The 22,030-nt window shown below is 72.2% G+C and carries 18 protein-coding genes; 7 read left to right on the top strand and 11 right to left on the bottom strand.

From position 1 onward, the window contains the following. Nucleotides 1–38 precede the first annotated feature (38 nt). The 3 genes from MTF69_RS29485 to MTF69_RS29475 form a co-directional block, all read right to left on the bottom strand. Nucleotides 39–1,145, bottom strand: coding sequence for a molybdopterin-dependent oxidoreductase (locus MTF69_RS29485; RefSeq protein WP_243339213.1), 1,107 nt, complete (start codon nucleotides 1,143–1,145; stop codon nucleotides 39–41). A 208-nt stretch (nucleotides 1,146–1,353) separates the two neighbouring features. Then, on the bottom strand, nucleotides 1,354–3,123 hold the full coding sequence (locus tag MTF69_RS29480) for an oleate hydratase (protein ID WP_243339212.1): 1,770 nt from the start codon (nucleotides 3,121–3,123) through the stop codon (nucleotides 1,354–1,356). Between the two features lie 48 nt (nucleotides 3,124–3,171). After that, nucleotides 3,172–3,519 (bottom strand): hypothetical protein, encoded by a 348-nt coding sequence (locus MTF69_RS29475; protein WP_243339211.1) that lies wholly within the window; start codon nucleotides 3,517–3,519, stop codon nucleotides 3,172–3,174. A gap of 491 nt (nucleotides 3,520–4,010) precedes the next feature. On the opposite strand from MTF69_RS29475, the gene MTF69_RS29470 reads away from it, so the two are divergent. Further along, the gene (locus tag MTF69_RS29470) at nucleotides 4,011–5,546 is read left to right on the top strand and encodes an acyl-CoA dehydrogenase family protein (RefSeq protein ID WP_279346397.1); all 1,536 of its coding nucleotides are present in this window, start codon (nucleotides 4,011–4,013) and stop codon (nucleotides 5,544–5,546) included. A 7-nt stretch (nucleotides 5,547–5,553) separates the two neighbouring features. Continuing rightward, nucleotides 5,554–7,731, top strand: a complete 2,178-nt coding sequence (locus tag MTF69_RS29465) for an MMPL family transporter (protein ID WP_243339209.1) — start codon at nucleotides 5,554–5,556, stop codon at nucleotides 7,729–7,731. Nucleotides 7,732–7,768: 37 nt separating this feature from the next. On the opposite strand, the gene MTF69_RS29460 is transcribed toward MTF69_RS29465, so the two are convergent. From MTF69_RS29460 to MTF69_RS29450, 3 genes are all read right to left on the bottom strand, one after another. Then, complete coding sequence (locus tag MTF69_RS29460) at nucleotides 7,769–8,278, bottom strand: O-acetyl-ADP-ribose deacetylase (RefSeq protein WP_243339208.1); 510 nt, start codon at nucleotides 8,276–8,278, stop codon at nucleotides 7,769–7,771. Nucleotides 8,279–8,351: 73 nt separating this feature from the next. Then, on the bottom strand, nucleotides 8,352–8,894 hold the full coding sequence (locus MTF69_RS29455) for a MarR family winged helix-turn-helix transcriptional regulator (RefSeq protein WP_243339207.1): 543 nt from the start codon (nucleotides 8,892–8,894) through the stop codon (nucleotides 8,352–8,354). Nucleotides 8,895–8,904: 10 nt separating this feature from the next. Beyond that, a complete protein-coding gene (locus MTF69_RS29450; protein ID WP_243339206.1) occupies nucleotides 8,905–10,323 on the bottom strand; it encodes an MFS transporter in 1,419 nt (472 codons plus the stop codon). Between the two features lie 317 nt (nucleotides 10,324–10,640). Between MTF69_RS29450 and MTF69_RS29445 the strand changes: the two genes are divergently transcribed. Next, complete coding sequence (locus MTF69_RS29445) at nucleotides 10,641–11,831, top strand: inorganic phosphate transporter (RefSeq protein WP_243339205.1); 1,191 nt, start codon at nucleotides 10,641–10,643, stop codon at nucleotides 11,829–11,831. Between the two features lie 61 nt (nucleotides 11,832–11,892). After that, a complete protein-coding gene (locus tag MTF69_RS29440; RefSeq protein ID WP_243339204.1) occupies nucleotides 11,893–13,056 on the top strand; it encodes an FUSC family protein in 1,164 nt (387 codons plus the stop codon). 22 nt (nucleotides 13,057–13,078) lie between these two features. Here MTF69_RS29440 and MTF69_RS29435 read toward each other — a convergent pair whose 3' ends face one another. The 3 genes from MTF69_RS29435 to MTF69_RS29425 all read right to left on the bottom strand — a co-directional run bounded on the left by MTF69_RS29435 (nucleotide 13,079) and on the right by MTF69_RS29425 (nucleotide 15,898). Next, nucleotides 13,079–14,500 (bottom strand): NAD(P)/FAD-dependent oxidoreductase, encoded by a 1,422-nt coding sequence (locus tag MTF69_RS29435; protein WP_243339203.1) that lies wholly within the window; start codon nucleotides 14,498–14,500, stop codon nucleotides 13,079–13,081. 157 nt (nucleotides 14,501–14,657) lie between these two features. Beyond that, nucleotides 14,658–15,482, bottom strand: a complete 825-nt coding sequence (locus MTF69_RS29430) for an inositol monophosphatase family protein (RefSeq protein ID WP_243339202.1) — start codon at nucleotides 15,480–15,482, stop codon at nucleotides 14,658–14,660. 245 nt (nucleotides 15,483–15,727) lie between these two features. After that, nucleotides 15,728–15,898: a hypothetical protein gene (locus tag MTF69_RS29425; protein WP_243339201.1), complete on the bottom strand. Its 171-nt coding sequence runs from the start codon at nucleotides 15,896–15,898 to the stop codon at nucleotides 15,728–15,730. A 262-nt stretch (nucleotides 15,899–16,160) separates the two neighbouring features. On the opposite strand from MTF69_RS29425, the gene MTF69_RS29420 reads away from it, so the two are divergent. Further along, entirely contained in the window at nucleotides 16,161–16,829 is a 669-nt protein-coding gene (locus MTF69_RS29420; RefSeq protein WP_243339200.1) for a DUF4352 domain-containing protein, read from the top strand. Nucleotides 16,830–16,961: 132 nt separating this feature from the next. Here MTF69_RS29420 and MTF69_RS29415 read toward each other — a convergent pair whose 3' ends face one another. Continuing rightward, nucleotides 16,962–19,415, bottom strand: a complete 2,454-nt coding sequence (locus tag MTF69_RS29415; RefSeq protein WP_243339199.1) for a tetratricopeptide repeat protein — start codon at nucleotides 19,413–19,415, stop codon at nucleotides 16,962–16,964. 185 nt (nucleotides 19,416–19,600) lie between these two features. On the opposite strand from MTF69_RS29415, the gene MTF69_RS29410 reads away from it, so the two are divergent. After that, entirely contained in the window at nucleotides 19,601–20,056 is a 456-nt protein-coding gene (locus MTF69_RS29410) for a carboxymuconolactone decarboxylase family protein (RefSeq protein ID WP_243339198.1), read from the top strand. Nucleotides 20,057–20,268: 212 nt separating this feature from the next. Continuing rightward, nucleotides 20,269–21,048 carry a 4'-phosphopantetheinyl transferase superfamily protein gene (locus MTF69_RS43505; protein ID WP_243339197.1) on the top strand — a complete coding sequence of 260 codons (780 nt, stop codon included), beginning with the start codon at nucleotides 20,269–20,271 and terminating at the stop codon, nucleotides 21,046–21,048. On the opposite strand, the gene sbnB is transcribed toward MTF69_RS43505, so the two are convergent. Further along, entirely contained in the window at nucleotides 21,023–22,024 is a 1,002-nt protein-coding gene (sbnB, locus tag MTF69_RS29400) for a 2,3-diaminopropionate biosynthesis protein SbnB (RefSeq protein WP_243339196.1), read from the bottom strand. The genes MTF69_RS43505 and sbnB overlap by 26 nt on opposite strands. Between the last annotated feature and the right edge of the window lie 6 nt (nucleotides 22,025–22,030).

The following is a 22,030-nucleotide window of genomic DNA, read 5'->3' as shown; positions in this document are numbered from 1 at the left end:
GCCGTGTTCCCTGCGGCGCGCACCGTCTCCTGAGACCCTCATACGACGACCACCTCGACGGATGCCACGGGGTTGCAGCCGTACCCACGGGCGTTCCACGGCGCCCGTGGCGGCTGGGTGTCACCGTGCTCGTCGGTTGCGCGGGCCAACAGCCGGTACAGGCCGGGCCGCTGCGGCGTCCACCGGTGGGACCAACCCGTCCAGGCGTACGGCCCGGTCGACGGCTCGAGCACGGCGTCGCGCCAGTCCCGGTCTCCGCCTTTACCCTCGTCACCGTCGTCGTCCTCGCACTCGGCCCGCACCTCGACCCGTCGCACGGGCGCCCCGTCGCCCGACCAGGCCCGGCCCCGTACGACGGTCCCGTGACCGCGGCGGACGGCCGTGTCCGGCTCGGGTTCGGTGATGAGCGATTTGACCCGCACCGTCGTCACGGGCCCCTCGGGGGTGCCGCGCGACGCGACGTAGACGTACTCCTCAGCCTGGAACACCCCGGTGAACGGCTCCGTGACGGCTCGCGCCTCGACCAGCCACTTCACGTCGGCGACCGCGTACCGGCCGGGGACCACCAGGCGGACCGGCGCCCCGTGCTCGGGTGCGAGCGGCTCGCCGTTCATGTGGGTGGCGAGGAGGGTGTCCGGGTGGAGGGCCACGGCGAGCGGGAGGCTGCGCTCGAAGGCCGTCCGGCGGCCGTGCACCGTGCCGGAGTCGGCTCCGGTGAAGACGATTTCCATGGCCGCCGGCTCGATCCGGGCCCGGGTGGCAAGGGAGTGGAACGGCACGCCCGCGAAATGTGCACAGCCGACCGCCTGCTGGCTCCACGGCAGGCCCGGCGGGCGGGGTGTCATCAGACTGCGGCCGTTGCCCGCGCATTCCAGTACGACGTCCAGTTCCCGGTGCTCCATCGCGAGCAGCTCGTCGTAGCCGAGGTCGAAGGGCTCGGCCGCGGCGCCGCCGAGCCGCAGCCGCCACCGGCGGAGTGTCGTCCGCGGGATGCCGAAGTGATCGCGTACGAAGAAGGCGCCCACGGGCGTAACCGGCTCGGCCAGCGCGGCCGACGGCGTCTGGGCGTTGTACGGGTCGGTCGTGACCGTCTCGGGTGCCCAGGTCGTGGCACCGGGCCCTCGTGAAATCGGCCATGCGGTCATCGCATCCACCTTCCGCCGGGCTCGTACCGAGCACGACGCGGGTCTCCTTCAGCTTACGTCCGGGACCCTGCCCTATAGGGAGGAAATTCATCAATACACCGGAATACCGGAAAGAGCCGCACCGCCTTCTGGAGACGTCCAGAGGCCCGCGGCTGACCCCCATCTTCGTCACACCCGCGTGGATGTCAGCCTCGACCGTCGCCCCTGGCTATTTGGTGCTGGGGATGAGGCCGAATTCCGTCAGGAGTTCGCCGATCTCGGTCGCGTCCAGCTTGCGCAGCAGTTGCTTGCGAAGGATCTCGGGGCCTGGCAGGTGGAGTGTCTCGCCGTCCCGCAGCCGGCCGGCGGCTTCCAGCAGTCTGCGGATGTCGTAGGTGGAGTTGAACACCTCCGGTACGGCGCGGTCGATGCCGAGCAGTTGGTAGGCGGCTTCCATGCCCGTGCGTACGGAGTACTCGGTGGTGAAGATCGTGTCACGGGTGGTCTCGGCGAACTGGCCGATGAACGCGAAGTTCACCGCTCCCCCGGGTACCACGTCAGGGCGGTCTCCGGCCCGGCGCGGCAGGAAGAAGGCGGTGACGTAGGGCATCATCACCGGCACGCACGTAGCGCCGTTCGCCGCGAGTTCAGCGATCTCGTCGATGGGGGCGCCGAGGTGGTAGAGCCACTCCTGGGTGATCTCTTCCCCGGTGCAGTCCTGCATCGGCTTCTTCACGTAGTCGCCGGGCCGGTCGGTGAACAGCCCGTAGAGCCACACGACGATCTGGTCGGCCGGCTGCTGTTTGAAGTGGGGCTGCCGGTTGACCGTCCAGCTCATGAGCCAGCTGGAATCCCTGATGGTAACGATGCCACCGGTCACGACCTTGCCGCTGAACGGGTCGCGTTTGGCGATCTTCTGAATCAGTCTCGGGATCCGCGAGTCGAGTGTGGTGACGGTGGCCGACTCCCATTTGCTCTCGGAAATGTTGCCGCAGAACACCTCGGGGCGGCCGAACGAATCATCGTGGCTCGCGATCTTCCGCCAGAGATCCCATGCCGGGGCCGGGCCCTCGTCCAGGCGGGCCGCGGTGTGGTGGTCACCGTTGTCCGAGTTCTCGGTGAGGGAACCGATGGTGGTGAAGACGAGGTCGTCCGCGCCGAGGTCGCATCCCCCCACCTCTCCGGCGGAGATCCAGTGGATGCGGGTCGCCTGCTTGCGGTCCGAGGTGATGTCGAAGCCGATGTCGGTGACCTCGGTGTCGAGTTGGAAGGTCACTCCCTGGCCGACCAGCCACCGGGTCAGCGGGAGCACGAGCGACTCGTACTGGTTGTACTTGGTGAACTTCAGAGTGGACAGGTCGGGAAGACCGCCCACGTGGTGCACGAAGCGGTGCAGGTACAGCTTCATCTCCAGGGCGCTGTGCCATTCTTCGAAGGCGAACATCGTGCGCCAGTACAGCCAGAAATGGCTGTCCAGGAAGTCTCGGCTGAAGACCTCGTTGATGCGTTTGCCCTCCATCTCCTCGCGAGTGGCGAGGAAGATCCTCAGGATGTCCTTCTGCGCACGGTCGCTGAGGGCGAACAGCCCGTCGGTGTGAGCGTCCTGACCTTGGTTCTCGGTGACCCGCTGCAGGGAGAAGTTGGGGTCGTCCTTGTTCAGCCAGTAGAACTCGTCGAGGACCGACGCGCCCTCGATCTCGATCGAGGGGATCGACCGGAACAGGTCCCACAGGCACTCCATGTGGTCCTCCATCTCGCGGCCGCCGCGGATGACGAAGCCCTTCTCCGGCTCCTTGATGCCGTCCAGCGCGCCCCCCGGAAGTTTCTGCTGTTCCAGGACGGTGATCCTGTCGCCGCTCATGTGTCCGTCGCGGATGAGGAAGGCGGCGCCGGCGAGCGAAGCGATTCCGGAGCCCACGAACCAGGCCGTCTTCCGCTCCACCCCCTCAGGCTTGCGCGGACGCGCGAACGCCTCGTAGTTCCCGCTGCCGTAGTACACGGTGACCTCTTCCCTCGCGGACGCATGCGGCTCTCATGGGGTCGAATGTCACCGTCTGGCTCTTCTGCCGGGATGGCACCAATAGCGAAGAGATGTGACATTCTGCCGGTAAAGACGAACGTACCGGCCCCACCTGGCGAAGGCCGGACAACACGTCGCCGGGCAGGTCGGTCCGCCACCGAAGCCGTCTCGACGAAGGGTTCGACCGTTGGGGTAGGCGGAGGGCCTGTCGCGGTCGTAGCGCAGGATGTCCGGCAGAACGGTACGCAGTGCCTGCTCGGCGGCTTGCGTGGCATAGTCGCCGAAGTGCTGGAGTGCTGCCGGGGTGGCCGTGAGCTCGGCGTTCGGCATCTCCAGCACGATGCCGAGAACGTTCTTGTCGGCGCCCCAGTCCACGCCCGTCCACTGGAACTCCTTGACGATGCCGTCCAGGTCGGCGAAGAACTGCGCAAGCCGGCGGAGAACCGGTAGGGGCCGGCTTCGACGACGGCCGGCAGCGGCTGCACGCAGGCGCTCCCGAGCGGGTCACGGCAGTCCGAGCCGACTTGGGCGGCCATGGGCGATCGGCCGTCCAAGTCGACTACCGCGGACAGCCCGAGGCCGTGGGCGGGGTTCGGTTTCTACGGTGCGCTCCTGGTCGGCGCCCTGATCAACGCCACCGCGCTCCGGGCGCTGGTACGTGTCGCGGTACGCCGCAGGTAGGTCACCGCCTCCAGGCGCCCATGTCCGCCAGAGGGCGGCTTCTGGACAATTCATGAACAACCCTTTGGAGTGAGGAAGTTGTCCGGAGGCAGCGCGGACCGGTAGAAAGCCGGACCGTGACCATCGAGCAGTTTGACCGGGTTGGGGAAACCGCGCCCACCGAGAGTTCCGCACGTGCCGACCGGATGATCGAATTCCTCCGGGAGCACGGGGCCCGTCGGATCAACTCGGCCGTGATGGACGACCGTAGAACGGTCACCCCCGGCGCGATTCTCGACTACGGCAACGCCGGGCTCTTCGGACTTCAGGTCGAGCAGGAATTCGGGGGCCAGCAGCTCTCCTACCGCGACGCCTGGCGCGTCATCGAACAGGCCGCCGCCATCGACTTGAATCTCGGTCTGGTGGTGGGCGTGCACAACGCGGTCGGGGTGACGCCCATCCGCCGGTTCGCGGACCCGCGGGTCAAATCCGCCGTGCTGCCCCTGCTGGCCACGGGCCGCTCGCTGGCCACCATCGCCTCCAGCGAACCCGGCGCGGGATCCCACGTGCGCGCCATCGCCACCACCGCCCGCAGGACCGCCGACGGCTACGTCGTCGACGGGACGAAGGCCTGGACCAGCCTCGGGTCCTGGGCCGGCCACATCACATTGCTGGCCCGGCTGGTGGACGAGGACGGCCGCCGCCGGGGCATCACCGCCTTCCTGGTCGAGGGCCGCAGCGAAGGGTTCACCCCGCGCCACGAGGCCGCCACGATGGGCATGCGGGGGCTGCCGCAGAACACCATCGACATCAACGGACTGCGACTGCGCCGGGCGGACCTCCTCGGCCCGGAGGGCGCGGGAATGAAGGTCGGTGAGTGCGCCTTCCACGCCGGCCGCGGCCTGCTGTCCGCCGGGAGCGTCGGAGTCATGAAGCGGTGCCTCCAACTCGCCGGACGCTACGTCCTGCGCCGCTCCGTCGCCACCGGAAGGCTGATCGAGAACGGGCGTGTCCAGCAGATCCTGAGCGACTGCCAGGCGGCCACCCGGGCCGTGGAGATCCTGGTCGGGCACCTCGCGGCCGAGCTGGACGCGGGCCGTGAGGTGCCCGACGAGGTGTACTCCACCTGCAAGATCGTCTCATCCGAACTGGCCTTCCAGGTGGCCGACTGGTGTGTCCAGCTCATGGGGGCCCGCGGCTACCTCGACACCAATCAGGTGGCCCAGATATTCCGTGACATCAGGCTGTTGCGGATCTTCGAGGGCTCGACCGAGCTGCTGACCATGCACCTGGGTTCGCGGCTCGGCCGTGCCCCGGGCGTCCTCGAGGACCTCCTGGTGACGGACTTCGACGGCCAGGCCACCCTGGAAACGGTCGAGCGCGCCCACCGTGAGGTCTCCGGTGGCTTCCCGCGGCAGTCGACCGGACCGGCAGCGCAGCGCAACGGGCAGATCCTGGCCTCGCTGGGCGGCGAGATCGCCTGCTGGGCACTGCTGTCGGCGGCGGTCGCGCGGACGGCCCGGCGAACCGGGACCGAGCTGGACCAGTACACCGACCAGTGGGCGCGGCACCAGCTGGCGGACCGGATCCGGCGGGCCTCGGATCGGCAACGCCAGTTCGGGATCCTCGGCGCGGACTCCCTCACCGACGGCCTGCACGCGTACCAGCGCTCCATCGGCGACGTGACGCCGAGCCTTCCCGGACTCGACTGGGAGTCCGACGTCCTGCTGCGCCGATCGTGAGGCACCCATGCTGAATTCACTGGGCGGATTCGTCGTCCGCACGCGCCTGCTGGTCATCGCCCTCGCCGCGGGCGTGGTCCTCGTCGGCGGGCTCTGGGGAACCCGCCTCACCGACTCGCTGACCGACGGTGGCTTCTATCCGGCCAGCGGCCCGAGCGCCACGGCCGCGCGGCACATCGAGGAACGCTTCGGGCGGCAGGACGCCGACGTCGTGGTGCTGTACTCCGCGACCGGGGACGGGAAGGTCACCGACCCCGCGGCCGCCGTAGCCGTCGCACGCAGCATCCGGGAACTGGTCGCGCTCCCCGAGGTCGCCCAGGTGGCCTCGCACATCGGGCCGGGCGTCGGCGGTGGCGCGCCGGAACAGTGGTCGGAACACCTGGCCGAGGACGGACGGTCCGCCTACGCCGTGATCACCCTCACCGGGACCGGCGAGAAGAGCCGCGCCGAGCAGTTCCAGGCCGTGCGGGACGGGGCGCGGGCGCCCGGGGCGGGTGTCGGCGTACTCGTCGGCGGCCGTGAGGCCACCCTCGCCGATTTCAACCGGCTGACCGCCGAAGGCATCCTCATGGCGGAGATCATCGCGACGCCGATCCTCTCCCTCCTGATGCTGTTCATCTTCCGGGGGGTGGTCGCCGCCGCCATGCCGCTCGTCGTGGGCCTGCTCTCGGTCCTCGGCGCGTTCACCGTCACCCGGCTGCTCACACAGGTCACCGACGTCTCGGTGTTCGCCGTCAATGTGATCACCATCGTCGGTCTCGGACTCGCCATCGACTACTCCCTCTTCGTGGTCAGCCGGTTCCGGGAGGAGCTGAGTGCGGGGGCGGACGTCCCCACCGCCGTCTCACGGACGATGACGACCGCGGGCCGCACCGTCCTCTTCTCCGGATCGACGGTCCTGCTCGCCCTGGCCGGCCTGCTCACCATCCCGCTGCCCTTCCTGCACGGCATCGCCTACGGTGGCGGCGCCGCCATCGCGATCGCCATGCTCAGCACCCTGGTCGTGCTGCCCGCCGTGCTCGCCGTACTGGGACACCGGATCGACCTGCTTCCCGTCGGCCCACCGGCCTACCGCCCCCGTACGGGCCGCCGCTGGAGCTGGGACCGGGCCGCTCGCGCCGTCATGCGCCGGCCGGCCGGCTACGGGCTCGGTGCCCTCGCAGTCCTCGCCGTGCTGACCGCGCCGTTCCTGCACGCCTCCTTCGAGACCGTCGATGAACGGGTGCTGCCCTCCGGAACCGGCAGCCGCGTCGTCGCCGAGCGCCTCGCGGCGGACTTCCCCGGCGGTGGCCACGGCCGGCTGCTCGTCATGGCCGACGGGACCCCGGAAGCAGCCGCGTCCCTCGCCGTCCGGGTCGGCGCGATGCCATCGGTGGCCTCCGTCGCACCCGTGGCGACGGGCCCCGACGCGACCCTGCTGCGCGTGCTGTCCTCGGCCGGTGAACAGGGGGAGGGTACCCGGCAGCTCGTGCGGGACATCAGGACACTGCCCGGCGCCCAGGTCACCGGCCTCGCCGCCCAGGTCGAGGACCAGTCGAAGGCCATCACCGAGGGCCTGCCGCTGCTCGCGCTGCTCGTCTGCGGTTCCACCTTCCTGCTGCTGATGGCCGCGTTCCGGTCGCTGCTGTTGCCGCTCAAGGCCATCCTGATGAACCTGGTCTCCATCGGCGCCTCGTTCGGCGTCCTGGTCTGGGCCTACCAGGACGGGCACCTGGCCGGCCTGCTCGGTTTCACCGCACGCCCCCTCGAAGCGAGCAATCTGGTCCTGATCACGGTCCTTCTGTTCGGACTCGCGACCGACTACGAGGTGTTCCTGCTCTCGCGCATCCGCGAGGAGTGGCGGCGGAGCGGGGACGCCACCTCCTCGATCGCCATCGGGATGCAGCGGACGGGCGGGATCATCACCTCATCGGCCCTGCTGCTGATCGTCGTGGTGGCCACCTTCACCACCGGCGGGATCGGCTTCCTGAAGCTGATCGGCATCGGCATGACCGTCGCGCTGGTCGTCGACGTGACGCTGGTCCGCATGGTTCTCGTACCGGTGTCCATGCGGCTGCTGGGTGGCGCCAACTGGTGGTTCCCCGGCGCCGGGGACGACGCCCCGGCCCTCCCGGCCGCGCGCCGTCCGGAGCCGGCTGATTCGGACCGCAAGGCCGCGGCGGGAGTCGACGTCACACCCCGTTGACGTCCGCGTCGTCGAGATCCTCCAGACCTCGTCGCGGTCAGCCCAGGGCTGCCTGGAAGGCCGCGTACGCCGCGGCATCGAAGAGGACGAAGCGGACCTCTTCCACCGACGTGACGGCGGCGCTCACTGTTTCCACAGCGATGCGGGCGCCGTCGTCCATGGGCCAGCCGTAGATGCCCGTCGAGATGGCCGGGAAGGCCACGGTACGAGCGCCAAGCTCGTCCGCTACCCGGAGCGACTCCCGGTAACACGAGGCCAGCAGCTCCGACAGGTCCTCCTCGTGGGTAAATCGCGGGCCGACCGTGTGGATCACGTGCTCCGCCGGAAGCCGGCCGGCCGTGGTGGCGACGGCCTGGCCCGTCGGCAGGCCCTTGCCGTAGTGCGAGCGGCGCAGGTCCTCGCAGGCGGCCAGGATCTCCGGGCCGCCGCGCCGGTGGATCGCTCCGTCGACCCCGCCGCCGCCGAGCAGCGAGGAGTTCGCGGCGTTGACCACGGCGTCGGCCTTCTCGGCGGTGATGTCGCCCTGGACGAGGGTGATGCGCGGCATCGGGGTTCCTTCCTTCGCGGGTGCTCGCACGCTATCGGGGCCCTTGCGGCCACACCGCTGATTTATCCGCTGATCAATCCGCTGATTTGCCCGCTGATTGATCCGCCTCCTCCAGGCGGGCGGCGAGGCGGGTGAGGGCCGGCAGGGCCACGTGGAGCGCCGCGCGGTCGGCGTCGGGCAGGGCCGTCAGCGCGTGCTCCAGGCGGCGTTCGTGGGCGCGCGTCCAGGCCGCCAGCCGCAGCCGGCCGCTGTCGGTCGCGCTGACGGCGGCGGCGCGCCGGTCCTCGCTGTCCACCCCGCGGCTGACCAGCCCGTTCATGGTGAGCTGGGCGATGAGGCCGCTCACCGTGGACTGGGCGAGGCGGGTGCGGGCGGCGAGTTCGCTGACGCGGACCGGGGAGTGTTCGACGCAGACCTGGAGGAGTTCCACCTGGGCCATGGGGAGCTGTTCCCAGGGGTATTCCGTACGGATCGAGGCGCGCAGCGCCCTGCGCAGGCGGGTGACGGCGGCGGTCAGCGCCCTGGCTTCGGGTGAGCCCCCGCCCGGCGGGGTGACCGGGGTATCCGGGGAGTCCGGGGAGTCCGGGGAGTCCACCGCGCGCGGCATGCGTGACATGCCGACCACGCTACTCGCGCTCCGCCGCGGCCGGGGCTCGGCCCGCGCCGCGCCCGGACCCCGTGACGGCCATGGCGACGGCCGCGGCCAGCAGGATCAGCACCGCGAGGTGTCCGCCGTCGCCGCCCGTGTGCAGGGCCAGGGTGACGAGGGCGACGCCGATCGCGGTACCGAGTCCGCGGGCCATGTTGATCAGGCCGCCGCCGGTGCCGGGAGCGTCCTTCGGCACCGCCCGCATCACGAGGGCGTTGTTGGCGGGGGCGAACAGGCCGAGCCCGAGGCCGAGTACGCCGAGCGCGCAGGCGAGCGGCGCGGGCGCGGGCGCCAGGAAGAGCAGGGCGGCCAGGGCGCAGCCGGTCAGCGCCGATCCGTACAGGCAGCGCGCCCGGTCGCAGACGGCGGCGGGCAGGGCCCGGTCGCCGCCCACCGCGCCGAGCGCGAATCCGGCGGGCAGTGCGGTGAGGGTCGTTCCGGCGGCGAGCACGCCGTACCCGGACCCGAGGAGGAGTACGGGTACCAGCACCAGCGGGCCGAACAGGACGAGGTATCCGCACAGCGCCGCCGCGAGCCCGCCCCGGATCCCGGGGGTCCTCAGCAGCGCGGGGTCGAGCAGGGGTGCGGGGGCGCGCCGCTCCTGCCGGACGAGGGCGGCGGTGGCCCCGAGGGCGACCGCGCCGGCGGCCGGTCCGGTCCAGGCCGGCACGTGCAGTCCCGACAGGGAGCTGAGCGCGACGAGCAGGGCGGCGGTGGCGGTGGCGAGCCACAGGACTCCGGCCCGGTCGAAGCGCCGTACGGGGGCCCGGTCGCGGGTGCGCGGGAGCAGGTAGTGCCCGGCGGCCAGGGCGATCAGCCCGACGGGCACGTTGATCCAGTACGTCCAGCGCCAGCCGAGCCCGGCCACGAGAGCGGCCCCGACGGTGGGGCCGAGTGCCAGCCCGACGGCCTGGGCGGCGGCCTGGACGCCGAGCGCGGTCCGCAGCCGTGCGGCGGGCGTGCCGGTCTTCACCAGGGCGACGCTGTTGGCCTGGAGCATGGCCGCGCCCACCGCCTGCACCACCCGGAATCCGATGAGGGCGATGAGGGTCGGGGCGAGGCCGCAGGCCGCCGAGGCCGCGGTGAAGAGCGCGAAGCCGTAGAGGTAGGAGAGTTTGCGGCCGTGGGCGTCGGAGAGCCGGCCCACGGGCACCAGCAGGGCCACGAGGGTGAGCAGGTAGGCCAGCGAGACCCATTCGACGCCCGCGAGGGGAACCCCGAACTCGGCCCGGACCCCGGGGTAGGTCATGGTCACGATGCTGGCGTCGAGCTGGCCCATGAAGGCCCCGAAGCACACGGTGGCAACCGCCAGGCGCCAGGCGCCGGGGCGCGAGCGCACCCAGTCGGGCCGGGCCCGTTCCCGTACGAGGAGGGCGGGGGTGAAGGGGAGGGACATGGGGGCTCCTTTCGTACCGGCCGTACCGAATCCCCCACACACAAAGATTACATCGGACGCCGATCCATCTGTCGTCGAAGAAAAGGCGGAAAGGCCCGCCCCGCGGGGGCCATAAGGCCCGGACACCGCTTCCACCACGGCCGGCGCCAGAATTCGCGACGGAATTTTTTACGGATTTTCCCGGCATTTTTACGCCCCTATACTTAACGCCGCCTTATTCGTTTTCCGTTCACCGGGGAGGCCGATTCGTCCGGTCCGGCGCGCCTATGGTTCTGACGTCCCACTCCACTCGCAGAGACGCGCAGAGACACGCCCTCATGGACTCCTCCACGACGCTCATCGCGGTCACCATCGCTGTGGCCCTGCTCTTCGACTTCACCAACGGATTCCACGACACGGCGAACGCGGTGGCCACGGCCATCGCCACCGGAGCATTGCGGCCCAAGGTCGCCGTGGCCATGTCCGCGGTGTGCAATCTCGCCGGCGCGTTCGTTTCGGTGGCGGTCGCCAAGACGATCTCCGGAGGCATCATCGACGAGCACGCCGGAATACGTCCGCCGGTCATCCTCGCCGCCCTGGCGGGGGCCGTCCTGTGGAATCTGGCGACCTGGCTGCTCGGAATTCCCAGTAGTTCCTCGCACGCCCTCGCGGGCGGGCTGATCGGCGCCACGGTCGCCTCCGTGGGCCTCCAGGGGGTCAACGGGACGGCCGTGGTCGGCAAGATCCTCGTCCCCGCCGCCCTGTCTCCGCTGATCGGCGGACTCGTGGCGTACGCGGCCACGCGGGCGGCGGGCCGGCTGCGCGGTCCGGAGCGTGGTGAGGGCGCAGCGGGGCGCGGGACCGGAGCCGGGCGCGGGGCGCGCGCCGGGCAGGTGCTCGCGGCCGCCCTCGTCTCCCTGGCGCACGGCACCGGCGACGGGCAGAAGACCATGGGCGTGATCACGCTGACGCTGGTCACGGCGGGCTCCATGCCGGCCGGGTCCGCGCCCCCGCTGTGGGTCATCGTGGCCGCGGGGCTCACGATGGCCCTGGGCACCTACACGGGCGGCTGGCGCATCATCCGCACCCTCGGCACGGGCCTGACCCGGCTCGGCCCGCGGCAGGGCTGCGTGGCCCAGACGAGCGCGGCGGCCGTACTGCTGGCCTCCTCGCACCTGGGCTTCGCGGTGTCGACCACGCACGCCGTCACCGGCAGTGTCGCCGGGGCCGGGCTCGCCACCCCCGGCGGGGTCCTGAGCCGGACGACCGTGCGGGCCATGCTCGTGTCCTGGGTGCTCACGCTGCCCGCCGCGGGACTCGTCGCCGCCCTCGCCGTGCTGCTCACGGAGCAGGGCGCCTGGGGCCAGGACACCACGGCCGCCCTGCTGGTCTGCGCGACCCTCGCCTTCTGGGCCCGGTCCCGCCGTACGGCCGTCACCGCGCGGAGCGTCGCGCCGGAGACGGGCACGACCTCTGCCACGACCCCTGCCGCCACCACCGCCACCGCCACTGCCGCCGCAGCCGCCTGAGCCCCGTGCCACCGCAACCGCCTGAGCCCGGCTCCAGATCTCGTGACGTAAGGTCCCCAAAGTGAAGGTATCGGGCAGCACCGTGGCACCAGCGGGCCTGCGGTCCCGGATGACCGCCGGCTTCGGCGACGGAAGCATGGTCCTGCGCGCCGCGGTCTCGGCGGGACTCGCCTGGTGGATCGCCTCCGTGCTGCTGCACTCCGAGTCCGCCTCGCTCGCCCCCGTCGGCGCCATCCTCGCCGCACAGACCACGCCCTTCGCCACCGCGCGCAAGAGCCTGCAGCGGGCGGCCGGCATCCTGTTCGGCTTCCTGCTCGGCGTGGCGGCCACCGCGTCGATCGGCACGAACACGGTGAGCGTCGTCCTGGTGGTCCTGGCCGGCATGTACGCGGGACGCGTGATGAACCTCGGTTCGCAAATGCACCAGATCGCGCTCACCGCCGTGCTCGTGATGGGCGCCGCCACCACCTTCGGGTACGGGGCCGCCCGGCTGGAGGACAACGTCGTCGGCGTGCTCGTCGGCACGTGCGTGGGCATCGCGCTGCCCGCCCCCGGGTTCACCCGCCGCGCCGGTGAGGAACTGGCCCGCCTGAACCGGCAGATGGCCGCCCTGCTCGCCGAGATCGCCCGGGGCCTGGCCGAGGACGACTGGTCCGCGCGCACCGGGGACTGGGTCCGGCGTGCCCGCTCCCTGTCCAAGGAGCTCGACACGGTGCGCCAGGCCGTCCGCGAGGCGGAGGACGCGATCCGCTGGCGGCCGCGCGGACGGCTCGCGCGGCCCCGCCTGGACCGGCTCGCCGAAGCCACCCACTGCCTCGACCACGTCGGCCACCAGGTCCGGGGGATCACCCGCGGCCTGTACAACCTGACCTTCCGCGAAGGCCGCCCGCCCGCCCTGCACTGGGCGCAGCACGACGAGCACCTGCTGCCCCGTCAGGCGGACTTCCCCGCCGGGCTGGACGCGGTACTGGCCGCGCTCGCCGCGATGCTGGGCGACCTGGCCGGCGTACATGTGCGGGAGGATGCCCCGTCGCCCGAGGTGCGGGCCCGCCTGGCGGAGCTGCTCGGCGAGGCCGAGACCTGCTTCCTGCGGACCGCGCTGGCGCAGTCCCCCGGCTACGCGGACTGGCGGGTCCTGTGCACCGCCGGGATCCTGGAGGACGCCCGGAAGATGCTCCACGAACTCGACCCCTCGATCGGCCCCCACAAGGCCGCTTTCGGGTAGTCCTCCAGGCGTGTGTGCCCCCTCAGGCGCCCTTGCGGCGCAGGTGGCGCCAGACGGCCTTGGCCGCGTTGTGGCCCGACATGCCGTGCACGCCGGGGCCGGGCGGGGTGGCCGAGGAGCACAGGAACACGGCCGGGTGGGCCGTGTTGTACGGGGACAGGGTGAGCTTGGGGCGCAGCAGGAGCTGGAGCCCGGAGGCGGCTCCGCAGGCGATGTCGCCGCCGACGTAGTTGGGGTTGCGGGCGGCGAGCTGCGGCGGGCCCGCCGTGGCGCGGGCGAGCACCAGGTCGCGGAACCCCGGCGCGAAGCGCTCCAGTTGGCGCTCGACGGCTTCGGTGAGGTCGCCGTCCCAGCCCGCCGGGACGTGCCCGTACACCCAGAAGGTGTGCTTGCCCTCGGGTGCCCGGCCGGGGTCGACCAGGCTGGGCTGGGCGGCGATGAGGAAGGGGGTGCGCGGGACGCGCCCGCCGGAGGCCAGTTGCAGGGCCGCGTCGATGTCGCGGGTGCGCGGACCGATCTGTACGGTGCCGGCCCGGCGCGGCTCCTCGGCGGTCCAGGGGACGGGGCCGTCCAGGGCGTAGTCCAGCTTGAACACGGAGGCGCCGTAGCGGTAGCCGTCGTAGACCCGGCCCAGGCGGGCGATGCGGGCCAGCGCCGTCGGGGAGGTGTCGAAGACGTACGCCCGGGCCGGCGGCAGGTCGTCGAGCCGCTTGACCTCGAACCCGGTGTGGACGGTCCCGCCGAGGTCGCGCAGGTACCCGGCGAGGGCGTCGGAGATCGACTGCGAGCCGCCGCGCGGCATCGGCCAGCCGTTCGCGTGCGCGGCGAGGGCGAAGACCAGGCCGACGGCGCTGGTCCCGATCCCGCCGAGCGGGGCGATGACGTGCGCGACGAGCCCGGCGAACAGGGCGCGGGCGCGGTCGTCGCGGAAGCGGCTCAGCAGCCAGGTGGAGGGCGGCAGCCCGGCCAGCCCGAAGCGGGCGAGGGTGAGCGGGTCACGGGGCAGCGCGGTGTCCGGCAGCGACATGAAGTCCCGGGCGAGGGTGTCCCACTTGCCGAGGAACGGCCACACCAGCCGCCGGTACGTGCCCGCGTCGCGGGGGCCGAAGGACGCTGCCGTCTCCGCGACGGAGCGGGAGAGCACGGCCGCCGTGCCGTCGTCGAAGGGGTGCGCCATGGGCAGCGGGGCGTGCAGCCACTCCAGCCCGTACCGCTTCAGCGGCATGGTGGAGAAGACGGGGGAACCGGCGCCGAGCGGGTGCACCGCCGAGCAGGGGTCGTGCCGGAAGCCGGGGAGGGTGAGCTCCTCGGTCCGGGCCCCGCCGCCGACGGTGTCCGCGGCTTCGAAGACGGCCACCGAGAAGCCGCGCCGGGCCAGTTCAACGGCGGCCGTGAGCCCGTTGGGCCCGGCCCCCACCACGACCGCATCGAGGATCGACGGCACTTGCGACTCCTTCGTCCGGCGGCGTCACCGCACCCAGGGTATTGCGCCTGTCCATAGGCGGCTCCGCGATCCGCGCCGACTCCGTTCGCTCCGGGATGAGCGTCGGGCTCGGCCGTGGGCCGGGGCCGTGGTGCCGGGCGCGGGCCCGGCCGCCGTCTCACTCGCCCCGCAGCAGCTCCCGGATCCGTACGGCCGTGGCCTCGTCCCGGCCGACCGCGAACGGCAGCGCGTTGTCCCGGTCCACCCGGAAGGGGACCCCGTCGACGGTGCTCTGGGAGCCGCCGGCCTCGGCGACCAGGAGCAGCCCGGCCGCGTGGTCCCAGGCCGAGGGCCAGTTGAAGGCCAGCCCGTCCATCTCTCCCCGGGCCACCTTCAGGTATTCCAGGCCCGCCGAACCGCACGCGCGGGAGGCCACGCCGGGGACGTCGAGGCGCGCCAGGATCCGGCGCTCCTCCTCGGTGGTGTAGAGCGGGTGCGCGGTCGCGACCCGCAGCTCGGCGCCGGGCTGCGGCGAGCCGCTCAGGATCCGCTCGCCGTTGACGTACGCGCCCTGCCCGCGCACGGCGGTGGCCATCTCCTCCAGCGCCGGGGCGAAGGTCCAGGAGGCGAGGAGCTCCCCGCGGTGCGTGAGGGCGACCAGGGTGCAGAACGCCGCGTCCCCGTGCACGAACTGCCGGGTCCCGTCGACGGGGTCCACGATCCACACCGGGGCGTCGGCGCGCAGCGCCCCGTACACCCCGGGGTCGGCGTGCACCGCTTCCTCGCCCACCACCGCCGATCCCGGCAGCAGCCGGGTCAGGGCGGCCGTGAGGTACTCCTCGGCCATGCGGTCGGCGTCGGTCACCAGGTCGTGCGGGCCGCTCTTCTGGTCCACCTCGTGGTCGGCGAGCTGGCGGAATCTCGGCATGATCTCGATCGCCGCCGCCTTGCGAACGGCTTCGTCGACGTCGGACAGGTTCCGGGCGAGGAATTCATCGATCATGCCTCCATCACATCACGCCCGGCTGACAATCCCCACCGCCGGACCCGGCGGGCGCCCGGCCCCCGGGTGGACCGCGGGTGAACGCGCCACCGGGCGGGCGGCGGCACCGGGAGGCACGGGGAGACACCGGGAGGAACGGGTCGGCAACGGCCGGTGAGGACCGGAACCGGTCCACCTCAGGACCGCGCGGTCACCCGCCGCAGACCCCGTAGCGGAGCGCCCGGCTGCGGTGCGGTGCGGTGTGCTCAGTCCGTGAGGAAGACGCCTTCGCGGCAAGCGCGGCAGACGAAGACGTAGCCCAGCTGCCCGCCGAGGTTCATCGCGGTCCGCGCGGAGATCCCTTCCTCCAGATGTGCCGCGAATTCCGTCGTGCCGGCGCAAGAGGGGCAGGCCAGTCCCGTCTCGGGCACGGCCACCGGCTGGAGCTCCTCCCTGGGAAAGACGTAGACCCGACTCGCCCCGGACGCCGGGTCCCAGAACTCACATGCGCCGGGGTCGTTCTGACACACGAACACCGACACGCACAGGGGCCAGGTGAATCCGGCAGGAGCCACGAACGCCGGCCGGGCAGGGGCCGGTAGTTGAAGATGCGAGTATCACAGTTCGGACACCGCACCCCATGCGCACCCATGTGCCCATACGGTGACCTGATTCGCACAAGTCCCGTGGGGGTCCCGCATGTCCAACCAGTTCCCGCCGCCCGGTCAGCAACCTGACCCGCAGCCCCAGCCCGGGTACGGGTACGGGTACCCGCAGCCTGGACCGTCTCAGCAGCCCGGCTGGGGCCACCCGCCCGCTCCCCAGCAGCCGAAGAAGAACAGCACCGGAAAGATCGTCGGGTTCTCGTGCCTCGGCATCATCGGCCTCTTCGTGCTCATCGGCATCGTCGGGGCGCTGCTCGGCGGCGAGAGCAGCCCGAAGGCGGGGAAGGAACCCGCCTCGCAGGCACCGGCTCCGGCCGCGTCGTCCGCCCCGGCGAAGGCCCCGGAGGCCGCGCCGTCGGCGAAGCCGGAGAAGAAGGCCGCGGTCGTCGTGGTCGCGAAGAACACGAAGTTCAAGAAGAGCATCCTCGCGGACGGCAGCGACTACACGAGCGTGTCGGTGACGGTCACCAACAACAGCTCGAAGGCGATCAACGTGAACCCGCTGTACTTCACGATCACCGACACCAACGGCACCAAGCACGTGGCCGAACTCGCGGCCGACGAGAACCAGATGGACACCGTCGAGCTGGCGCCGGGCGAGAACATCACCGGCACGATCACCGGCAAGGGTGTCTTCACCGCGAAGACGGTGACGTACACCGACGGGCTGATCGGGGACAGCGTCCGCGCCAGCGTGTCCTGACCGCTCCGCCCGCTGCTGCGCCCCGCCTCCCGGCCGTACGGGGGGGGGTGGGGCGCAGCCGTGTTCGGGCCGGACGTGAAACGACGGGGTCAGGCCCGGCCGGAGCCCCTCGACAGCTTCAGGGCGATCCGCTCAGCGCGCCCCCGCGCCGAGCTCCTCCAGGAGGGAGCGGCCCGCCGTGCGGTGCTCGGCGGCCGCGGCCGGGTCCGTGTCCTCGAGCAGGACCGCGATGCCCTCGTGGGCCAGCGCCTCCTCGTGCCGGTAGCCGAGCCCGGGGGCCAGCTCCAGCGTCTGCCGGTGCAGGCGCAGGGCCTCCTCGGGCAGTCCCGCGAGCCGGCAGGTCTCGGCGTAGCCGCCCAGGAAGCGGACCTTCCAGTGCTCCTCGAACAGCTCGTCCAGCAGCGCGAACGCCTCCCGGTGGCTGGCCAGGGCCTCCTCGTACCGGCCCATCCGGCGCAGCCCGACGCCCAGGCAGTTGAGGGACCACGCCTCGTTGTTCACGTGCCCGTCCTCGCGAGCCAGTGCCAGCGCCCGGTGCAGGTGCTCCGACGCCTCCTCGGGCGCCTCCGCGGCGATGGCCACGCCGAGGGTGATGCGGGCCGTCAGGGTGGGCGGCCACGCGGGGTCCGGGTGGGAGACGTCCAGTACCTCCCGGGCCCGCCGCGCCGCCTCCTCGCGGTCTCCCAGCTGGAGCAGCGCCCAGGCCTCCGAAGCGGCCGCGTGGGCCTCGCCCGCCGGGAGCCCGGCTTCCCCGTACAGCTTCCCGGCCAGCCGGAACAGTTCGAGCGGCTCCTCGGCGCTCGCCCGGTCCCAGCTCAGGTAGCCGCGGCGCAGGGCCAGTTCGGCTTCCGAGCGGGTGTCCCCGGTCTGTGTCACCCGCAGTCCGGCCGCCTCGTACGCGGCTGCGGCCTCGGCCATCCGGCCCGCGTTGTAGCGCGCGAAGCCCAGGTCGCTGTAGGCCTCGGCCAGGCGCAGCGGATCTCCCAGGCGTTCGGCTGCGGCCAGCGAGCGCTCGAAGAGGTGGTTGAGGTGGGTCGTACCGCAGCGCCGGGCGAAGTACGCGCGCAGGAAGCGCGGCAGCTCGCACACGTGCGCGTCCGCACCGACGGCGACCGCCGTCTCGAAGGCGGCGATCATCGTCTCGTACTCCGAGACGAGCCAGGAGCAGGCCGCGTTCTTGTCGGCGAACCGCGGCAGGGCCGCCGGAGGCCTGCCCGCGGTGGGCGGCCGTCCGGGCGAGAGCACCGGCATCGCGGCGTCGGCCGCGGCCGCCGCGTGCACGAAGTAGTCGAGGAAGCGTCCCAGTGCGCGCTCCCGCTCGGCCTCGGAGTCCTGCTGCGCGCAGGCGCCGCGCGCGTGCTGGTGCACCAGGTCGTGGAGCCGGTAGCGGCCCGCCGTCGGCTGCTGGACCAGGTGCGCGTCGACCAGGTCCTCCAGCATCTCCCGGGCACCGTGCAGGGTCACGTCCGCCAGCGCCGCGGCCGCGTACGCGTCGAAGGAGCCGCCGGGCAGCATGCCCAGCATCCGGAACAACCGGGCCTGGCCCCGGTCCAGTTGCCGTACGGACATGGCGAAGGCGGTGTCGAACTCGCTGGCCCCCTCCGTCAGCCGCTCCACGAGGATGCCCACCGTCCAGCCCGGCCGGTGCCGCAGCCGGGCCGCGGCCAGCCGCAGGGCCAGCGGCAGGTGGCCGCACAGCCGCAGCACCTCGGCGGCCGACTCCGGCTCGCGGGCAAGCCGGCCGCCGGGACCGCCGGGGTCGCCGCTGGCCCGGGCCAGCAGCTCCGCGCTCTCCCGCGGGCTGAGCACGTCCAGCGACACCGGGGGCACCTCGTCCAGGCCCATCAGCCGGTTGCGGCTCGTGATCAGGACGACCGAGTCGCCGGCGCCGGGCAGCAGCGGGCGGACCTGGTCCGCGTCGGCCGCGTTGTCGACGACCACGACGGCCCGCCGGCCGGCCAGTTCCGCGCGCCAGCAGGCCGCGAGCTGTTCGAGGCCCTCCTGCGGGACCCTCTCGGACGGCACGTCGAGCGCCCCGAGCAGCATCCGCAGCGCGGAGTCGGGATCGAGGGGGTCCCGGCCCTCGGTGAATCCGTGCAGGTCCACGTAGAGCTGGGCGTCCGGGTAGTCGGCGGCGAGGCGGTGCGCGGCGTGCACCGCCAGGCAGGTCTTGCCCACGCCCGCCATGCCGTCGACGGCGACACCCCGGTGACTGTCCACCGCGGCGAGCACGGCGGCGAGTTGGGCCTCGCGTCCGGTGAAGTCGGCCGCGTCGCGCGGCAGATCGTTACGGGGCCTCGGCTGGACCTGGCGGCTGGCCTTCGGGGGCGCCGGCAGCGGGTTGGCGGACCCCAGCTCCCAGAGGGGGCGCAGCGGGCGCGGATCGCGTTTGACCAGTTGGCAGAGGGCGACCACCGCGGACCAGGGCGGCACGGTCTGGCCGCTGAGGTAGCGCGAGAGCGAGGAGGAGCTCAGTCCCGCGTCCCTCGCGAGGGCCCGTACCCCGAGCCCGGACAACTCCTGGAGCAGCCTCAGGCGTGCGGCCAGCTCGTCCTGCGGGTCGGCCTTGGCCGTCCGCCGTTCCATGTCCACGGTTCCCCCCGTATTCCCGTCCCGCCGCGCCCGAATTATCCCGGGCCCCATAACCGCTGGTCAAGGATGTTCCGCCTGTCCCAGGGTGTCCCACCGCCATCGCCGCGGCGGGCCGGTGCGGCTGTTATGGAGTCACACCCCGAGAGGGGAACGGAAACCCTGAAGAGGAGCACACCGAGATGCAGTCCCGCATGCAGAACCCCGCCGTCGTCCTGTCCGATGCGATGCAGCCCATCCAGGACATCTTCAAGGCCGTGCACTCCGGAGGCGTCGACGGGCAGATCCTGGAGCTGGTGCACCTGCGGGTCAGCCAGATCAACGGGTGCAGCGCCTGTGTGGACGGCGGCGCCAAGTCGGCCCGCAAGGCCGGCGTGAGCGACGAGCGGCTGGCCACGGTCGCCGCCTGGCGCGAGACCCCGTACTTCTCCGAGGAGGAGCGGGCGGCCCTGCTGCTCGCCGAGGCCGCGACCCGGCTGGCCGACCGTCCCGACGCGGTGAGCGACGAGATCTGGGACACGGCCGCCACCTACTTCGACGAGAAGCAGCTGGCCGCGATCGTCCTGATGATCGGTGTCACCAACATGTTCAACCGGCTCAACGCCACGACCCGCCAGATCGCCGGCGCGTGGGGATGACGGGCGAGGCGCGATGAAGGAGCGGTGCACCAAGGAGCCGAGGGCGTCGGCGCGCCGGGGGTCGCGCGCCGACCAGGCGGCGAAGGACGAGTCCGCCGCGGTCGGGAAGATCGCCATGCTCGTGAGGAACGCGGCACACTGACACCACCCAGCCGGCCCTGCCGACAGCCGGCGCCGCACCGTGCCACGCCGTACGAGGAGAACGATCGATCGTGCTCAAGCCCCGCGTCCTCACGATCGGTTCGAAGCCCCCGCCCGCTGCGCAGTCGCCGTCGGCCGCGTCGACGGCCGCGCCATCGGCCGCCTCGACGGCCGTCTGGCTGGTCGACACCGACGAGCAGGACGGTGCGGCGGCCCGGCTGGCCCCCGAGGTCCTGGACCCGGCCGAGCACCGGCGGGCGGCCGCCTTCGTACGCGAAGAGGACCGGCGCCGCTACGTGGCCTCCCACGTGGCGCTGCGGCTGCTGCTCGGCTCCTGGCTGGACCTCGCCCCGGGCCGGGTACGGATCACCCGCGCGCCCTGCCCCTCGTGCGGCGGCCCCCACGGGCGGCCGGTGTCCGAGGACGGGCCCGTCCACTTCTCCCTGTCGCACAGCGGCCGGCTCGCGCTGGTCGCGCTGGGCCCGGTGCCGGTGGGAGCCGACGTGGAGAGGCTGCCCCCGGCATCGGCCGTGCGCGAGCTGGCCGGGCAGCTGCACCCGCGGGAGGCCGCGGAGCTGGAGGCCCTGGACCCGGCGGAACGCCCCGAGGCCTTCGGCCGCGTCTGGGTCCGCAAGGAGGCGTACCTCAAGGGTCTGGGCATCGGTCTCGCCCGGGGCCTGGCCCTCGACTACGTCGGCACCGGGGACACACCGGCGAACGGTGTGCCGGGCTGGTCCCTGACGAACGTGGCCGTCCCCCCGGGCTTCACCGCCGCCGTGGCCGTGACCGCGACGCCCTCCGCCCCCACCTCCCGATGGGGCGTTGCTACCAGCGGGTCGTCTCACCGATGAAGTCGGGGATGTCGACGGCGGTACCGCGGCGGCGTGCCTCGGCCAGGATGTGGTGGCCCACCGCCAGGTCGAGGATGCCGAGGCCGAAAGGTGAGAAGACGGTTGCCTTGGCCGGGTCCAGGGAGACCTGGCCCTGGAGCAGGGCGCCCAGCGTGCCGTCGATGAAGTCCCGGTTTCCCGTGAGCTGTTCGGCCAGGTGGGGCGAGGTGTGCGCCTTGAGGCAGTGGTCGACGTCGTCCACCACGTTGTTCGTCTTCAGGAGCAGCTCGGGTTCCAGGTCACGCAGCGAGACGTTGAGAACAACCTGGCCGGGGCGCAGTGGCGTGTCGCCGCTCACATACGGAGTGGCAGCCGTCGTGGCGAAGACGACGAGGTCGCGGGTGAGGGCTTCGGCGAGGCTTCCGGTGGCAGTCGGCACGCCGAGGCGTGCGTCGGCGTGCGCGGTGAGGTGCCCCGCGCTGGCGGCGTCCAGATCGTGGACGAGGACATCCGCGACCCGCACACCGTGGGCGTCCAGGTAGTCCAGGATGGTGCGGGCGATCACGCCGGCGCCGATGAAGGAGACGCGTACCGGCTCGTCCGACGGGAGCAGTTCGGCGGCTGCGACGGCCGCGGAGGCGGCCGTACGGGAAGCGCTGATGCTGGCCGCCTCCAGGCAGGCCAGCGGATAGCCCGTCGCGTAGTCGTTGAGCAGGAGGGTCGCCGAAGCGCGGGGCAGCCCTTGGCGGATGTTGTCCGGGAAGCTGGCGATCCACTTGAGGCCAATGGTGTCGACGTTGCCGCCCAGGTAGGAGGGCAGCGCGATGACGCGGGCGTCGGGCTTCTCGGGGAACCGCAGGAAGTAGCTGTCGGGGTTCACCGACTGGCCCTGCTCATGGGCCACATAGGTCTCGGCAACGATGCGTAGTACGTCCTTGTGCGAGTCGCCGAGGATCGCGGACACTACGGCCCCGGGAACGACGCTGAAGTTCGCCATTGGTTC

This window comes from Streptomyces sp. AP-93, assembly GCF_022808175.1.
Taxonomy (GTDB): domain Bacteria; phylum Actinomycetota; class Actinomycetes; order Streptomycetales; family Streptomycetaceae; genus Streptomyces.
The sequence above is the reverse complement of the archived record's forward strand: the minus strand, read 5'-3'. Positions and strand labels throughout refer to the sequence as shown.

Bases quoted from the DNA above. Each gene is read 5' to 3' on its own strand.
- MTF69_RS29485 (WP_243339213.1), bottom strand. From the start codon at position 1,145: ATGACCGCATGGCCGATTTCACGAGGGCCCGGTGCCACGACCTGGGCA.
- MTF69_RS29470 (WP_279346397.1), top strand. From the start codon at position 4,011: ATGATCGAATTCCTCCGGGAGCACGGGGCCCGTCGGATCAACTCGGCC.
- MTF69_RS29465 (WP_243339209.1), top strand. From the start codon at position 5,554: ATGCTGAATTCACTGGGCGGATTCGTCGTCCGCACGCGCCTGCTGGTC.
- MTF69_RS29460 (WP_243339208.1), bottom strand. From the start codon at position 8,278: ATGCCGCGCATCACCCTCGTCCAGGGCGACATCACCGCCGAGAAGGCC.
- MTF69_RS29455 (WP_243339207.1), bottom strand. From the start codon at position 8,894: ATGTCACGCATGCCGCGCGCGGTGGACTCCCCGGACTCCCCGGACTCC.
- MTF69_RS29450 (WP_243339206.1), bottom strand. From the start codon at position 10,323: ATGTCCCTCCCCTTCACCCCCGCCCTCCTCGTACGGGAACGGGCCCGG.
- MTF69_RS29445 (WP_243339205.1), top strand. From the start codon at position 10,641: ATGGACTCCTCCACGACGCTCATCGCGGTCACCATCGCTGTGGCCCTG.
- MTF69_RS29430 (WP_243339202.1), bottom strand. From the start codon at position 15,482: ATGATCGATGAATTCCTCGCCCGGAACCTGTCCGACGTCGACGAAGCC.
- MTF69_RS29420 (WP_243339200.1), top strand. From the start codon at position 16,161: ATGTCCAACCAGTTCCCGCCGCCCGGTCAGCAACCTGACCCGCAGCCC.
- MTF69_RS29415 (WP_243339199.1), bottom strand. From the start codon at position 19,415: ATGGAACGGCGGACGGCCAAGGCCGACCCGCAGGACGAGCTGGCCGCA.
- MTF69_RS29410 (WP_243339198.1), top strand. From the start codon at position 19,601: ATGCAGTCCCGCATGCAGAACCCCGCCGTCGTCCTGTCCGATGCGATG.
- sbnB (WP_243339196.1), bottom strand. From the start codon at position 22,024: ATGGCGAACTTCAGCGTCGTTCCCGGGGCCGTAGTGTCCGCGATCCTC.